The organism is Glycocaulis abyssi, from assembly GCF_041429775.1.
Taxonomy (GTDB): domain Bacteria; phylum Pseudomonadota; class Alphaproteobacteria; order Caulobacterales; family Maricaulaceae; genus Glycocaulis; species Glycocaulis abyssi.
In genome coordinates, this window is sequence record NZ_CP163421.1 from 1,428,658 (window position 1) to 1,443,107 (window position 14,450).

A 14,450-nucleotide genomic window follows, 5' to 3' on the forward strand; every position below is an offset into this window, starting at 1 on the left:
CACCGTGATATATGTGTGCCAATCAAATATGTCTAACTGGTGACTCAGTTGACGCGAAGCTGTGGCTATCGCGCCGCAGCGCTAGTCCTGCCCCACCAGCGCCCTGATCCGCACCAGACCGTGGACGGCGCGTTCGTCTGCGCCTTCGAAATGGTCGGTGTAGACGCATTGGCAGAGGACAAGGCGGTAGCCATCCGGCAGGGTGAACTGCGCATTGTGCAGCGCCGCTGCTACCGCCCCGGTGATGGATTTCACCTCCGCAAAGTCATGGCGGCGGGTCCAGACATGAAGGGTCAGGCGATGCTCGCTCAGGGCCGCGCTATCACCATCCAGCGGACGGCTCTCGCCCCGGCCCAGCGCCACATAAGGCCAGGCCGTGCCCGCCGGTGCACGGTCATGGATACGCGGCGGATTACCCAGCTGTTCCTGCACGCCCGCATCGGCGGTGAGATGCGCCAGCAGCCCCGCCTGCAGGGCTTTATCCGCGCTCATAACCGCACCTGCCGGAAGGGCCTGAGGAGGCTTTCCACCGTCTCTGGCAGGCGCGCCGGACCACGTGCCGTGGCGAGCGTCGGTTCGCTTGCCGCATAGCCTTCGGCCACCAGACGCAATACCGACTCAATGAGGGCGGGCGGCACATCGCTGGCGGTCTCACCATAGCCTGCGGTGAAATCGATCTCGATCCCCGCCGCCAGCGGCCCCGGCCTTGGAAAGGCAAAGGGCGCGCGCGCGATCAGGCGTCCGGGATCGGCGCTCGTATCGACGCGGTATTCTTCGGCGTCCCAGAGTGTTTCCTCGCCTGCGCGGTCGAATGTGCGCACGGCCTCCACGCTGACGGCAGGGGCGACCGCCAGCGCGAAGGCCGAGCCACAGCCCGACAGCCGGCGGATCGGCCAGCCATCGAGTGTCTCGCGGAAATTACGGACAAGAAGCGCCCGGCCCGTTTCGGCCTCCACCCGCGAGACCGCCGTATTGATGAGCGCGGTGATGCTTGCGTCCTCGCCTGCATGGCCGACACGCAGCCACGCCTTGGCATCAGACAGGCTGACCGGCGCTGCGGGGGCCGCCCCGAGCGTTTGAAGTCCCATGGGAGAAGCTCCTCAGAAGTTGGGGAAGCAAAGTGAAGACGTCCTTCCCCTCGTCATTCCAGAAGCGGCGTGAGCCGCTATCTGGAACCCAGTCCTCTTTCAAAGAAGTCTGGGTTCCGGCTTTCGCCGGAATGACGAAGGAAGGGAAACTTTTTAGCTCTCCGCGAACTTCAACAGCTTGATGGCGTTGAAGTCCTGCACCCCGCCGCCAACGCGCTTGGTGGTGTAGAACAGCACGTAGGGCTTGGCCGAATAGGGATCGCGCAGGATCTCGATGCCCTGGCGGTCGACCACCAGATAGCCGCGCTCGAAATCGCCAAAGGCAATGGCATAGGCATTCGCGCCGATGTCGGGCATGTCCTCGGCCTCGGTCAGCGAATAGCCCATCAGGCTCGCGTCCTGACCGGCGTTTACCGCCGGCTGCCAGACATAATTGCCGTCCTGGTCCTTCAGCTTGCGGATGCGCGACACGCTCTGGCGGTTCATCACAAAGCGCGCATTCGAGCGGTAGCCGGTAGCGGGCGCATAGATCAGATCGATCAGCGCATCGACCGGATCGGCCGCGAAATCACCCGCCGCGCCGGTGGCGACATAGCCGATCTCGCCCCAACCTTGCGGGCCTTCGGGCTCCTTGTCATAGGACAGGAAGCCGCGCGGCTGGTTGGTGCCATTACCCGAAACGAACGCCTTGCCCTCTTCGGCGGCGAACACATCGCGCACCTCTTCGGCCAGCCACTGGTCGATATCGACCAGCGCATCATCGAGGATCACCGGGGTCGCGGCCGGCATGGCGTAGAGCTCGGCGGTCGGGAACTCGACCAGCGTGATCTCGGGCGTAGCCGTCTGGTTGCGCACGCCGGTCTCGGCAGACCAGCCCGCCACCGCGCCGCCAAGGCTGACCGGCTTGCGGAAGGTGTGGCTGGTGGTCTGGCGCACACTCGAAATCGCCCGGATCGGCGAGACGCTGGCCAGCAGGCGATTAATCATCGCCTCGGTTTCCGGCGGGGCGACATAGCCGCCATCGCCGGGCGAGCCGGCAGAGAGGGCTTTCGCTTCGATCAGGGCCGAAGCATCGCCCCGGCGCACATAGGCATTCCAGCCGGGATGGGCGGCGGATTTGCGCCCGATGGAGGGCCGCGTGGCATCAACGCTCATGCGGTCCAGCGCCGCCTTCTGGCGGGTCAGGGCCGCATCAATGCGCGCCACTTTCTCCTCCAGCAGCACGTCAGCGCTCTTGCGCTTCTCGATCTCGGAAAGGCGCTGGTCATTGGCGCTCTTGAAGCGCTCGAAAGCGGAGAGAAAATCGTGCAGCGCGGCGCGGGTCTGCGCGTTGGGCGCACTCATCTTGGTTTCACGGGACATGGGGTTTCCTTCGTGTCGGTCAGGGATGTGAAAGGGGTGTGGGGATCAGGCCAGAACCGTGTCGAGAAAGGCTTCGACCGGCTCTGCGGCTGGCGGGGCGGCGGGTACGATTTCAAGGCGCGCGCCTTCAGCCATCGGGAAGGTGACGATGGAGATTTCCCAGAGGTCCACCTCCGTCAGGATGCGGCCACCGCCCGAGGGCCGGACGGTTTCCGACACCGCCCTGAAACCGATGGACAGGCCATCGACCGCGCCTTCACGGATCAGGGCGGCGGTGGCTGCGCTGCGCGCGGTTGTGCCGGTCAGATGGCCGCGCACGAACAGGCCGCGTTCATCCTCATAAATCTCGTCCCACACGCCGACGGGCTCTTCCGCGTCGTGCTGGAAAAGCATGCGGATGCCGCCCGCCCCGCGCGTGGCCAGGCTGTCGGCGAACGCGCCGCGGCGGATGATGTCGCCGGAATAGTCCTCGGTATCGAACACGCTGGCATAGCCGGCGATCTCGAGCCTCTCGCCCGAGCCGTCATCTGCTGTCATCTGACAGCCTCCTTCTTGTTGGGGGTGGTGATATTTTTCTGCGTCATTCCCGCGCAGGCGGGGATCCAGAGATCGAAGAGCTCAGCCGTGCCTAGCGGCTCTGGGTTCCCGCCTGCGCGGGAACGACGAAGGGGAGTGGGTTTACTCCCCCGCCAGGCGCCTTTCGATGCGTTCCAGGGCGAGGCGGGTATAGGCGGAGTTTTCCTCCAGCCGGGCGATGCGCTCATAGACCGGAGCGGTCGCCTCCACGCGCAATTCCAGATGGCGGATGCGTTCAGAGGTCGCGCCCGCCCAGATCAGCCCGCCTGCGGTCTGCAGGGCGAGCGTGACAAGAACACCGAGGGTTATCTGCCGGTCCACGCGCCAGTGCGCAGGGCGCTCAGTCATCATCATCCTCCGTATCGGCCAGCGGTTTCAGGCCCAGCAGCTCGCGCTTTTCGGTGTCACTCAAGAAACCCGCCTCGCCAATGCGTTTCCAGCGGGCCAGACGCTCTTCGGAAAGGGCGGGCAGCGCATCCTCATCGGGCCGGATGTCGAACCCTTCACCCAGCCAGGGGGAGAGCCAGCCATTGAGAGACGCGCACGTCTTCCTCGCCAGCGGCAGAACCGTCTGGCGGTAGAAGGCGAGGTTCGCCTCGCGGTAATTGGCGTAGGTATTGTCACCGGGCAGGCCCAGCATCATGGGCGGCACACCAAAGGCCAGCGCGATCTCGCGCGCGGCCTCCCGCCGTGCGGCGATAAAGTCCATCTCCGCTGGCGAATGCCCCATCGGCTTCCATTCGAGCCCCCCTTCCAGCAGCAAGGGCCGCCCGGCATTGGCGGGGCCGGAATGGAGCGTTTCCAGCTCGTCTTTGAGGCGCTGATATTGCTGCTCGGTCAGGCGCGCATCAGAGCCATCCTTCGATGTCACCACCAGCGCGCCGGAGGGGCGGGCGGCATTATCCAGCAGGGCCTTGGCCCACGCCCCGCCCGCATTGTGAACATCCACCGCGCGGGCAGCGGCTTCCAGCGGCGGGGTGCCATAATGATCGTCTGACGGGTTGAAGAGTTTCAGGTGCAGGACGGGGCTTTTGCCGCTGGCCCGGTCGCGCTCGATAAGGCGCCGGTCCGCGCCATTGCGGTATTCCCAGGCATCGGCCCAGCCCTTCGGCCCCGGCATGACGCGCACCCGGTCCGGGCGCAGCACGAACAGGGCGGACGGGCCATCATAGCCCTCGGCAATCTCCAGATAGGCATTGCCCGCCACCTGCAGATGACCGTGAAACAGCTCCATCAGCTCCACGCCGGTCTGGTCCGGATTGGGCTGGGTCAGCAGAGTTCGCACCGCGTCTGCCGCCCTGCCCTCGCCCCCAATGCGCAAGGGCACAGCAGCAGCGGCCTCGGCGATCAGGCGCACGCAGCGATGGGCGACGGCATTCCTGCCATAGCCCTCACGCGACAGGGCCGCGTAGTCACACGGGCTCCACGCAGGGCGGGGAGACAGCGACAGTGCCACCAGCCTGCCCGCGCTCTTGCGCTGCAGTCCAAACCATTGTCGTAGCATGGGTTTTTCTCTTTTTTCTGCGCAACGCATCCGCGTTGCGATGTTCCGCGAAAGGTCGCGGGCGCGCGTTCGCCCTTGCGGCCCCTGACGGGGCCGGACAGTCACTCCAACTGTTGAAACCCCGGACGCGAAGCGATCCGGGGCCTGGTGCCAGTTCTTCCAGAGGTCCCGGCTCTCGCTATCGCTCGGCCGGGATTTCAGGAATGGGTATCGGTCAATACCTCGTCATTCCGGCGAAAGCCGGAACCCAGCCTTTTTTGAAAGATCACTGGGTTCCAGATAGCGGCTCACGCCGCTTCTGGAATGACGATAGTGAGGGATCATCCCCCGCATAAAGCGGGGGATGACAAATTGTGGGCATTTGTGCCCACCGGCCTTTCAACCGGGGTCCCCCGCCCCGACGGGGACCCAGAAAACTCATATCCATCTCAGCCGCGGCTCCGCGCCGCTGCCTTTCAGTGCGGCGATGGCCCACACCAGCGCATCCACGCGGTCGGGGGAGCCGGTAAAGCCCGGCGCGCCAAAGGCGCACATCTGGTCTTCCAGCCCCGGCATCCGCCCCGCATGGGCCACACGGCCCATCGCATAGAGCGCGGCGACGGGTTCGGCCCGCGCGCGCTTGGCCCGGCTGGCATGAACGAGGCGGACGGGCAGCCCCGGCAGCGCAGCTGCCAGCACGGCGCGCACCATCTCCCCGCCCTGATTGCTCTCGGCGACCACGCTGTCGGCCTCGTGCGCGGTGAAGGCTTTGGCGACTTGCTTCGCCCACCCCTCCGGCCGGGCGCGCAGGGAGTAATCCGCGATCACGCTGAATATCTGCCTCGCGCCCTGCCCCGCCGCACCAGCGACAATGATCCCGCATTCATCGCCGGTTGACCCGGCGGGCGGATCAACGGCGACGACAATTCTTTCCGCTTCCACCGCCTCGCGCGCGAGTGCGGCATCGATCATCTCGCGCGTCCACAGCGCGCCTTCGGGGTCGTCGACCAGACGCCCCTCCAGCTCCTGCAGGGCCAGGCGGGAGGCACCGTAATGTTCACGCAGCGCCCTGATGAAGCCCGGCGCCAGATGGGCGGCATTCTCCTCACTCGTGGCATGGGTCACGACCGTGCCTTGCGCCGCGATCAGGCGTTTGAGCGCCGGCAGAGGCCGCGGTGTCGTCGTCACCATCAGGCGCGGATCATCTCCCAGCCGCAGACCAAAGCGCAGCATGTCCAGCACGCCTTGCGGATAGCGCCAGGCGGCAAATTCATCGGCCCAGGCGGTATCAAACTGCGGGCCTCTCAAGGCGTCCGGGTCTTCGCCCGAAAACGTGTAGGCGACCGCGCCGGACGGCCAGACAAGGCGGCGGCGGGTCGCTTCCCAGACCGGGCGCTGGCCGCGCCCGCCGAGGGAGCGAAGCCCGGACGGCCCCGCTATCATCACCTCGCGCACATCGCCATGCGTCGGGCCGACCAGGGCGATCCGTCTTGCCCCGCCCGCAATGCGCGCGCGTATCCATTCAGCGCCGGCGCGGGTCTTGCCTGCGCCGCGCCCGCCGAGGAACAGCCAGGCCTGCCAGTCTCCTTGCGGGGGTAGCTGGGCGGCGTGCGCCCAGCTTTGCCAGTCATCAAGAATACGTTCGGCCTCGCGCGCATCGATGGAGGCGATCAGCGCATCAATCCCGGCTGGCCTTCGCATCAAGGCGCGAAAGCCGCCGGCGAAGCTCTTCAAGGAGAGCCTCACGGGTGTGTGCATGGGCCTGCGCCTCGCTTGTCTCGGTTTTGCGGGCGATCTCGGCAAGCCGCGCCCAGTCATCAACGCTCATCGCGGCCTTGAGCAGCGCGCTGACCGCCCTTGCCCGCTTTTCCGCATCCGCCGTCTCGCCGCGCGCCAGCGCCTCTTCGGCGGCCTCCAGATGCGCTTCCAGGCGCACTTTCAGACTGGCCGTCTTGCTGGCGGGCAGAATGCGTTCCACCCACATCAGACCGTCTTTGAGGTAGGGCACGCCAATGCCCTCACGCAAAGCCAGCCCTTCAAGGCTCATGCCTGCGCGGCGCGCCTCACGGATTGCCAGCCAGTCACGCCGGGGCGGCGGGGCTCGTTTCTCACATGTCTCGACCATGCCTGAAGTATGCCGCAAGACCGGCCCTGCCGGAGTGATTACGGCAGATTTCGAGCAAGGGTTTGAGGGTGTTGGGGGATTGTTTTTGAGGCGTGGGGATTGGGTGGGAACTGTCCGCGTTTTGACGAGGTAGAAGACGCTGCTCTTCACTTCGTCATTCCGGGGGAGCGTAGCGACACCCGGAACCCAGAGTTTTTGTTTCTATGCTGGGTTCCGGATAACGCCTCACGGCGTTTCCGGAATGACGATAGGAGGGATGGATAGCAAAATGGGTCCCCCGTCGGGGCGGGGGACCCAGACTTTTTTGAGAACCTAGAAAATTGTCATTACCGGCGCGTGTGGGCCGTGCCATGACAACATGATGGACTTGCCAACTTTTTGCGTTTTCCCGGCGAAAGCCGGGATCCAGAAAAAGGCTGGGCACCGGCTTGCGCCGGTGAAACGCGAATAGCAGAGCGCCCCCTCCCTACCCCCTCACATAATCCTCGAAATCTTCCTCATCGATATCGCGTTCGGAGACCAGACTGCCTTTGACCGAGACGCCCGCCTCCACCACGCTTTCCGAGCGGCCCGAAATGAGGGGGTGCCAGTCAAAGAGCGGCTTGCCTTCCGCGATCAGGCGGTAGGCGCAGGTTTGTGGCATCCAGCTTAAATCGCGCACATTGCCGGGGGTGAGTTTCACACAGGACGGCACGCGTTCATGGCGGCTCGCGTAATCGGTGCAGCGCACGGTCTCAAGATCGAGCAGTTCGCAGCCAATGCAGGTGCGCAGGACCGCGCCTTCGGGATCATCCTCGTCAATGAGTGAGACCGTGCAGCACTGGCCGCAGCCATCGCACAGCGATTCCCATTCCGCCGCGCTCATCTGCGCCAGCGTCTTGGTCTTGTAAAAAGGGGCTTGGCGGGTCATCGCCCATAATTTAGCCGTGATCCTCTGGCTTTGAGAACACACCTTCCCCAGCGCCCGCCCGACCTGGAGGCCGACCCATCACCTTCCGCGCCGACCAGCCGACGAGTTTCAAGGAGCGCCTCGCCGCGTTTGGCGAAGCCTTGCGCGCGCGCAAGCTGATGGTGATGGCGGCCATTGCCTCGCTCTTCCTCGCCGCCGGTGCCATCGTGGCCCATGCCGCGTGGGAATGGGCGTTCCACGATCTACCGCCGGTGCCGGAAAGCGCCGAAGATCTCTGGCGCGTGCGCATGGAGCCGACCGTCACCTTGCTGGATTCCGAAGGCGCGGTGTTGGCCATTCGCGGGCCGCTCTACGGCATGCCGGCGAGGCTTGAGGATTTGCCGCCCCACGTGGCGCAGGCATTCCTCTCCATCGAGGATAGACGCTATTTCGAGCATGAGGGCGTGGACTGGCGCGGCACGATGCGCGCCATGCTGGCCAATATCCGCGCCGGGCGCACGGTGCAGGGCGGCTCCACCATCACCATGCAGCTGGTGAAGAATCTCATCCTGACGCCGGAGCGGACCATGCGCCGCAAGATACAGGAAATGCGCCTGGCCATCGCGCTGGAGCGGGTGCTGACCAAGGAAGAGATACTCGAGCTTTATCTCAACCGCATCTATTTTGGCGAGCAAGCCTATGGCATCGAAGCGGCCGCAAGGCGCTATTTCAACAAGTCCGCATCTGAACTGACCGTGCAGGAGGCCGCCCTGCTGGCCGCGCTTCCGGCTGCGCCCACGCGCCTTGCCCCGACAGATAATCTCGCCGAAGCGCAGGCGCGCGCCACCAATGTGCTCTCCGCCATGCGCGATGCGGGCTTCCTCACCCCGATGGATTACATCGTGGCCAACGCCACACAGGCCGAGCCGGTGGAAAGCGCCTTCCGCCCCGGCGGCATGCAGCAATATGGTCATCTTTTTGATTATGCCGTCACCGAAGCCCAGCGCCTGCTCGGCCCGGATAATGCGGTGCCTGATCTCGTCATCGAGACCACGCTCGACACCGCGCTGCAGAACGCCGCGCAGGAGGTTGTTACCAACCGGCTGGAGCGCGACGGGCCTGCCGTGCGCGCGGGCGAAGCGGCAGCGGTGATACTGGCCAGCGATGGCGCGGTGCGCGCCATGGTGGGCGGGCGCGATTATGTGTCGAGCCAGTTCAACCGGGCGATACAGGCGCGCCGCCAGCCCGGCTCGGCCTTCAAGCTGTTTGTCTATCTGGCCGCGCTGGAAGCCGATTACTCGCCCTCCAGCGTGTTCAACGACACGCCCGTTTCCTACGGCAGCTGGTCGCCGGTCAATTTCGGCGGCGGCAATCGCGGCCGGATGACGATGGAAGATGCACTCAAACGCTCGGTCAACACGATCGCCGCGCAGGTGGGCATGCTGGTCGGGATTTCCGAAGTTGCCGAGATGGCAAGGCGGCTGGGCATCACCACGCCCTTGAACGAAGTGCCCTCGCTCTCGCTCGGCTCCAGCGAGGTGCGCGTGATCGACATGGCGGCGAGCTATCTGGTGATCGCCAACGATGGCCGCAGGCTGGATCCGTATTTCGTCACCACCATCCGCACCACGCGCGGCGATGTGCTCTATGAGCGCGCCGAGGAAACCCGCACCCAGCAGGTGATCGCACGCGGCCATGCCCGTGCCATGTCGACCATGCTGCAAGGCGTCGTGCTGGACGGGACCGGGCGGCGCGCCGCCTTGCCGGGCCACCGCGTGGCGGGCAAGACCGGCACCAGCCAGAACAGCCGCGATGCGTGGTTTGTGGGCTATAGCGCGCAATACGCCGCCGCCGTCTGGACCGGCAATGATGATGACAGCGCGATGGCAAACGTCACCGGGGGCGGCCTGCCGGCTGACATATGGCGCGAGATCATGGTGGCCGCCCATGAGGGCGTTGCCGCGCAGCCCCTCTCCGCCCCGGCCCCGCGCGTGCGCACAGAACGCGAGGAGCGCCTCGTCGCCTTCTATTCGGGGCTCTCAGCCGATTTTGACCGCGTGCTCTCCGGTGGGCGGCTTAATTGACGCTGTCCTGAAACGCGCCGGGCAGCTCATCCATGAACAGGCGCACCGCCGGGATCAGCCCTCTTCGCGAGGGAAACACCACATGCGCCAGCCCCCCCGGCAACTCGTAATCAGGCAATAGTGCAACCAGCCGCCCGGCCTCTATGTCATCGCACACCAGAAGGCGCGGCAGCGCCGCTACGCCTATCCCTGCCAGCGCCGCCTGACGCAGCGCCTCCATATCGTCGGTGACAAGGCGCGGCGTATGGCGAACGGCGTGGACTTCGCCGTCCGGCGCCGTCAGCGCAATTACGTACTCGCCCGTCCGGCTGGTCTGGCTCAGCGTGTCAAACTGCGAGATATCGTCCGGCGTTTCGGGAAGACCATAACTCGCGATCAGATCAGGGCTGGCCACCAGCGCGCCGCGATGCGTGGCCAGCTGGCGCAGGATCAGCCCCGAATCTTCCAGAGGCGGCGGGCGCACCCGGATCGCCATGTCAAAGCCTTCCTCGATCACATCCACCCGGCGATTGGTGGATTCAAGGCGCACCTGCACCTTGGGATAGCGCGCCATGAAATCTGCGATCAGCGGGGCCAGCACCTTCTCCACGACCAGAACCGGGCAGCTGACCCGGATCGTGCCTTGCGGCTCGGAGCGCGTGGCGGCGATGGCATCCTCTGCCGCCTGGGCCTGCGCGATCATGGCCGCGCAGTGACGGTAGAAGAGCTGGCCGGCCTCGGTCACCGAGAAATGGCGCGTGGAGCGATGGATCAGCGTGACGCCGAGGCGCTCCTCCAGCTGCGCCACCTTGCGGCTTAGGCGCGATTTCGGCACGGCGATGGCCCGGCCCGCAGCCGCAAACCCGCCATGCTCCACCACTTGCGCAAACAGGTAGAGCTCATTGAGATCGGGCAGGTTTATTGTTCCACTCATGGAACGGACAGTGGCATTTCTCATGCCTACCGGCAAGACCGTTCCATAAATAGGTTTTCTGTCAACGCCGGATCGTCCGGCTGGACGGAGGCTGACATGACACTTCTTCACATCGACTCTTCAATCCTGGGCGAGGCATCGGCTTCGCGCCAGATTGGTGCTGACCTTGTTGCTGCACTCGCGGGCATGAACCGGGATCTGGACATCGCCTACCGCGATCTGGCCGCCGCTCCGCCCGCCCATCTGGACGGATCCGTGCTGCAGGCCGTGCGCGGTGACGTCGACGGGCTGAACGACGCCCAGCGCGCCGAGCGCGCCTATAACGATACGCTGGTCGACGAGTTTCTCGCCGCTGACATCGTGGTGATGGGCGCGCCCATGTATAATTTCTCGGTCCCGACCCAGCTGAAAGCCTGGCTCGACCGGCTGGCCGTTCCCGGCAAGACCTTCCGCTATACCGAGACCGGCCCTGTCGGGCTGGCCGGCGGCAAGACGGTCTATGTCGTCTCCTCGCGCGGCGGCAAGCTGGCGGGCAGCGCGGCCGAAGCCGCCATGGACCACCAGGAAGCGTATCTGAAAACCATGATGGGCTTTTTCGGCATCACGGATGTTCGCATCGTGCGGGCCGAGGGTCTGGGCATGGGCGAGGACGCGCGCGCCGAAGGCTTGCATGCCGCAGCCAGCGAGATTGCGAAAATCATCGGCCGCAAGGCGGCCTGAACAAGACTACCCGGCGCTCCCCGTATCTTCGCCGGGCGCTTTCCGGGCGGGCTTTGCCTGCCCGGAAAGCATCAGCGTTTTCAGCTCGGCGATCTCGCCGCGCAGGGCGGTCACTTCCTCGCGCAGCAAGGTGCGCTCGTCGGTCGCCTTGTTCTGGCGTTCGGTCTCCTCGTCGAAGTGCTTGGCCTGAAGCGAGTCCACGATGACGGCGATGAACATGTTCAGCACGGCAAAGCTGGTCAGGATGATGAAGGGTACGAAGAAGGCCCAGGCCAGCGGATGCTCGGAAATCACCGGCCGCGCCACGCCCATCGACCAGCTCTCCAGCGTCATCACCTGAAACAGGGTGAAGGCGGCCGCGCCCAGATCACCGAAGAATTCGGGATGCGTGCCGGAGAAGAGTTTCGAGCTCATCACCGCGCCGACATAGAAGATCAGGCCCAGCACCATCATTATCGAGCCCATGCCGGGAATGGCCTTGCCCAGCGCCACCACGACCCGGCGCATTTCCGGCACGACCGAGAACAGGCGGAACAGGCGCAGGACGCGCAGCGCGCGCAGGACCGCAAACGGCCCGGCCGCCGGGATCAGCGAGATCGTCACCACGATCAGGTCGAACCAGTTCCAGCCCGAGCGGAAGAAGCTCAGACGGAAGACGAAGAGCTTGAGCAGTATCTCGGCGGCGAAGGTGTAGACGATGATCTGGTCGGCAATCAGGAACACCGCCGCGACATCACCCGGCAGGGCATAGGTTTCCAGCCCCAGCAGGACCGCATTGAGAAGGATCAGCGCCGTGATCGCATTGCGGAACAGGGCGCTCTCCACAAACACTTCCAGCCGTGATCGCAGACCGGCCTTTTCGCCACTCATCGCGCGCTCTCCCTTCATGCAAGGCAAGGTGTCTGGTTAGCCTTTAGCGGGGGGCGTGCGCAATGGGGGTGGTGTTCTCTATGATCCCTCGTCCTTCCGGCGAAAGCCGGAACCCAGAATTTTTTAGTTCCGCAACGCATCCGCGTTGCGATATTCCGCGAAAAGTCGCGGGCGCGCAGTCGCGCTTGCGGCGGCCGTTGGCCGCCGGCAGGGTTTCGCGGCGCACACCACAGAAACGCTTCCTTCATCGCTTACACGCCAAATCAGCGCCATGATCGTGATGCTCCTCATTGCCAGCCTGTCCCTGCCCCATGGCGTGCCTGCGGGCGCGATCCTGCATGGCGAGGAAAGGCGCGGCGCGGTGCTGGTGCGCCTTCAAGGCGCGCCCGCCTTGAGCTGGCAGGCCTGCGCGGCGGCTTGTGGCTATCGCGAAGCCTGTCAGGCGTGGACGCATAATGCGTATCAGAACCGCTGCACGCTGCATGCAGCGCCGCTGCCCCCGCGCCCCTTTCCCGGCGCGGTAACGGGCCTCTCGCCTTCGCTTGCGGCGCGAATTGAACGCGCGATCGAGCGTGAGCCCAGCGCGCGCGAACGCGAGGCGTTGGAGGGCGGCGTGTCAGCCCCGCCAGTAGTCATCAGCCCCCTGCCTGAAAGCGCTCAAAGCCAGCTATTTCCAGAACGTTAAGCCTGATCCGAGATTAACCCTCCCCGGTGGCGGAAAAAACGGCACACAAACCGGGTGTTTACCCTCCGGGCCTAACCTGACGGGCAAACATGATCAGGGGTGGTGGGAATTCATGGATATCGAGAGCAAGCTTCACCATCTGACGGGCCTTGCGCGGGAGAAATCCTCCGAGCGCCGCCGCGCGCTTCTGCGCGAGGTCACCGATCTGTTCTTCGATGAGACGCCGCAGAACGGCACCGGCGCGCACCAGCAGTTTGACGCCGTGCTGTCCACGCTTGCCGCCCAGACCGCGCAGGATGCACGTGCCGAGCTGTCGCGCCGCTTTGCCGATGCGCCGCTGGCCCCGCGCGGCCTGGTCATGCAGCTGGCGCGTGATGCCATTGAAGTGGCCGCGCCCATTCTCGCCCAGTCCGGCGTGCTGACCGAGGACGATCTGATCGCCATCGCCACCGAGGCGGGCGAGGAGCATCGCCGCGCCATGACGGCGCGCGAGGCCGTGCCGGAGCGCGTGAGTGACGCCATCGTCGCCAATGGCGATGATGAAACACTGGCGCGCCTCGTCGCCAATGACGGCGCGCGCCTGTCGCGCGGCGCCTTCGAGACCGTGACCCGGCGCGCGGAGACCAGCCCGGTCCTGCAGGCGCCCATCGTCAACCGGGCCGATACGCCCGCCGACCTTCTGGGCGATCTGATGAGCGTGGTGGAAACCTCGCTGCGCGACCGGATTATGAAGCGTTTCGAAACACTGGACCCGGCAATTGCCGAAGCCGCCCTCGCCGCCTCGCATGCCCGGCTGGAAGCGCGCATCGCCAGTGACAAGGCGATTGCCGAGGCGCGCAAATTCGTCACCACAAGGCGTATGCGCAAGGAGCTCGATGGCTCGCTTCTGGTGCGTCTCTTGCGCGAAGGCGAGCGGGTGAAGTGCTGCGTGGCGCTGGCCGAGCTGGCCGGGGTCGATCACAGCGCCGCCCAGCGCGCGCTGGACCACAAGAGCCCGGACGGGCTGGCGCTGATCTGCAAGGCGGCCGGCTTTGACAAGGCGCTGTTCGTCACCCTGGCCATATTGCGCGGCCAGTCGCGGGGTAATCTGAGCGAGGACGCGCAGGCACTCGGCGCGCTCTATACCAGCCTGTCAAAGGAAGATGCCGAACGCGCCATGCGCTTCTGGCGCATGCGCAACGACATGCAGGCGGCCTAGAACTTCGCAGGAAGACCAGGCGATTTCATTATCGCGTTGGCGGTGTGCCGGCTTTTGGTGTTTCGCGGGACCAGCACCCATTTGCCTTGCGGCGACTCCCACTTCTCATGGCTGCCCTTGCCGCCCGCTATCTGGCGAAACCCGGCACGTTTCAGCTCGGTAACGACGTCGCGACAATAGCCTTGAACCATCGCGCTTCACGCGCAAAGCGGCTCAGGTGTTGTGGGCCGCTGCCACACAATGCCCGGAATGAGATCGGCCAGTGTCAGATTGGCCGCCCCGGTCTGATTGAGAATGTGGTTCTGCAGCGCCAGCTCGCGGGCATGCTCATGGATCAGCCGCTCGAACTCGTCGAGCGTTTCTGCCTCAATATGCAACCCTTCTATATCGCTTTCGCAGACGAAGACTTTGGCTTCCTCGTCCCATAGCGCCTTGACATAAAAGGTCTTCTGCATCG

At 65.1% G+C, this 14,450-nt stretch carries 17 protein-coding genes; 4 read left to right on the plus strand and 13 right to left on the minus strand.

Annotation, left to right across the window (positions count from 1 at the left end; genetic code table 11):
- Positions 1-81 precede the first annotated feature (81 nt).
- The 9 genes from AB6B38_RS06950 to AB6B38_RS06990 form a co-directional block, all read right to left on the minus strand.
- On the minus strand, positions 82-492 hold the full coding sequence (locus AB6B38_RS06950) for a DUF3168 domain-containing protein (protein ID WP_371395034.1): 411 nt from the start codon (positions 490-492) through the stop codon (positions 82-84).
- Complete coding sequence (locus AB6B38_RS06955) at positions 489-1,088, minus strand: hypothetical protein (protein ID WP_371395035.1); 600 nt, start codon at positions 1,086-1,088, stop codon at positions 489-491. The genes AB6B38_RS06950 and AB6B38_RS06955 overlap by 4 nt, the downstream gene beginning before the upstream one ends.
- 153 nt (positions 1,089-1,241) lie before the next feature.
- Positions 1,242-2,450 carry a phage major capsid protein gene (locus AB6B38_RS06960; RefSeq protein ID WP_371395037.1) on the minus strand — a complete coding sequence of 403 codons (1,209 nt, stop codon included), beginning with the start codon at positions 2,448-2,450 and terminating at the stop codon, positions 1,242-1,244.
- Positions 2,451-2,495: 45 nt separating this feature from the next.
- Positions 2,496-2,987: an HK97 family phage prohead protease gene (locus AB6B38_RS06965; protein WP_371395038.1), complete on the minus strand. Its 492-nt coding sequence runs from the start codon at positions 2,985-2,987 to the stop codon at positions 2,496-2,498.
- Between the two features lie 141 nt (positions 2,988-3,128).
- Positions 3,129-3,374 carry a hypothetical protein gene (locus AB6B38_RS06970; RefSeq protein ID WP_371395039.1) on the minus strand — a complete coding sequence of 82 codons (246 nt, stop codon included), beginning with the start codon at positions 3,372-3,374 and terminating at the stop codon, positions 3,129-3,131.
- On the minus strand, positions 3,367-4,530 hold the full coding sequence (locus AB6B38_RS06975) for a phage portal protein (protein WP_371395041.1): 1,164 nt from the start codon (positions 4,528-4,530) through the stop codon (positions 3,367-3,369). The genes AB6B38_RS06970 and AB6B38_RS06975 overlap by 8 nt, the downstream gene beginning before the upstream one ends.
- A gap of 417 nt (positions 4,531-4,947) precedes the next feature.
- Positions 4,948-6,210: a DNA-packaging protein gene (locus AB6B38_RS06980; RefSeq protein ID WP_371395078.1), complete on the minus strand. Its 1,263-nt coding sequence runs from the start codon at positions 6,208-6,210 to the stop codon at positions 4,948-4,950.
- Entirely contained in the window at positions 6,188-6,634 is a 447-nt protein-coding gene (locus AB6B38_RS06985; RefSeq protein ID WP_371395042.1) for a hypothetical protein, read from the minus strand. Before AB6B38_RS06985 ends, AB6B38_RS06980 begins: the two co-directional genes overlap by 23 nt.
- 466 nt (positions 6,635-7,100) lie before the next feature.
- The gene (locus AB6B38_RS06990) at positions 7,101-7,544 is read right to left on the minus strand and encodes a YcgN family cysteine cluster protein (protein WP_371395043.1); all 444 of its coding nucleotides are present in this window, start codon (positions 7,542-7,544) and stop codon (positions 7,101-7,103) included.
- Between the two features lie 140 nt (positions 7,545-7,684).
- Here AB6B38_RS06990 and AB6B38_RS06995 point away from each other — a divergent pair, with 140 nt between their 5' ends.
- On the plus strand, positions 7,685-9,607 hold the full coding sequence (locus tag AB6B38_RS06995; protein ID WP_371395044.1) for a transglycosylase domain-containing protein: 1,923 nt from the start codon (positions 7,685-7,687) through the stop codon (positions 9,605-9,607).
- On the opposite strand, the gene AB6B38_RS07000 is transcribed toward AB6B38_RS06995, so the two are convergent.
- Positions 9,600-10,520 (minus strand): LysR substrate-binding domain-containing protein, encoded by a 921-nt coding sequence (locus AB6B38_RS07000; protein ID WP_371395045.1) that lies wholly within the window; start codon positions 10,518-10,520, stop codon positions 9,600-9,602. The two genes, AB6B38_RS06995 and AB6B38_RS07000, sit on opposite strands and share 8 nt — an antisense overlap.
- Positions 10,521-10,616: 96 nt before the next feature.
- Between AB6B38_RS07000 and AB6B38_RS07005 the strand changes: the two genes are divergently transcribed.
- A complete protein-coding gene (locus tag AB6B38_RS07005) occupies positions 10,617-11,240 on the plus strand; it encodes an FMN-dependent NADH-azoreductase (protein WP_371395047.1) in 624 nt (207 codons plus the stop codon).
- 6 nt (positions 11,241-11,246) lie between these two features.
- Here AB6B38_RS07005 and AB6B38_RS07010 read toward each other — a convergent pair whose 3' ends face one another.
- The gene (locus AB6B38_RS07010; RefSeq protein ID WP_371395048.1) at positions 11,247-12,110 is read right to left on the minus strand and encodes an ion transporter; all 864 of its coding nucleotides are present in this window, start codon (positions 12,108-12,110) and stop codon (positions 11,247-11,249) included.
- 271 nt (positions 12,111-12,381) lie between these two features.
- Between AB6B38_RS07010 and AB6B38_RS07015 the strand changes: the two genes are divergently transcribed.
- Both AB6B38_RS07015 and AB6B38_RS07020 read left to right on the plus strand, forming a co-directional pair.
- Complete coding sequence (locus tag AB6B38_RS07015; RefSeq protein WP_371395049.1) at positions 12,382-12,795, plus strand: PAN domain-containing protein; 414 nt, start codon at positions 12,382-12,384, stop codon at positions 12,793-12,795.
- 112 nt (positions 12,796-12,907) lie between these two features.
- Positions 12,908-13,993, plus strand: a complete 1,086-nt coding sequence (locus AB6B38_RS07020; protein ID WP_371395050.1) for a DUF2336 domain-containing protein — start codon at positions 12,908-12,910, stop codon at positions 13,991-13,993.
- Here the strand turns inward: AB6B38_RS07020 and AB6B38_RS07025 are convergent.
- On the minus strand, positions 13,990-14,184 hold the full coding sequence (locus tag AB6B38_RS07025; protein ID WP_371392112.1) for a type II toxin-antitoxin system HicA family toxin: 195 nt from the start codon (positions 14,182-14,184) through the stop codon (positions 13,990-13,992). The two genes, AB6B38_RS07020 and AB6B38_RS07025, sit on opposite strands and share 4 nt — an antisense overlap.
- A 6-nt stretch (positions 14,185-14,190) precedes the next feature.
- Complete coding sequence (locus AB6B38_RS07030) at positions 14,191-14,448, minus strand: DUF1902 domain-containing protein (protein ID WP_371392114.1); 258 nt, start codon at positions 14,446-14,448, stop codon at positions 14,191-14,193.
- Positions 14,449-14,450: the final 2 nt, after the last annotated feature.